1 protein-coding gene is annotated in these 307 nt (G+C 63.5%); it reads left to right on the top strand.

Annotation, left to right across the window (positions count from 1 at the left end; translation table 11 throughout):
• Positions 1 to 307 (top strand): hypothetical protein (locus tag IB274_RS29510; protein ID WP_192436304.1); only part of this gene is annotated, 307 nt, incomplete at both ends.

The raw sequence follows: 307 nt of genomic DNA, 5'->3' as shown, positions 1-307 counted from the left end.
GGCGAGTTCAAGGCCGGTGACGTGGTGAGCTTCGAGCTCAACGGCACCACCTACAGCGCCACTGTGGCAGCCGATGGCAAGTGGAGCGTGCAGGTAGCCGGCGCCGATCTGGCGGCTGAGTCCAACATCCATGCCACCCTCACGGCCCATGACGAAGCTGGCAACGCCACTGACGTCGAAGCTGACCGCCCGTACACCGTCATCACCCAACCGCTGTTCCCGTCGCTGAACATCAACGTCCTGGGCAGCGATGACATCGTCAACGCCGTCGAGTCGCAGGCCAACCAGTCGATCACCGGTAGCACCA

Origin of the sequence: Pseudomonas sp. PDM18 (genome assembly GCF_014852585.1) — a bacterium.
In the GTDB taxonomy this organism is placed as follows: domain Bacteria; phylum Pseudomonadota; class Gammaproteobacteria; order Pseudomonadales; family Pseudomonadaceae; genus Pseudomonas.
Note: the sequence above shows the minus strand (reverse complement) of the source record. Positions and strands in the feature narration are given on the sequence as shown.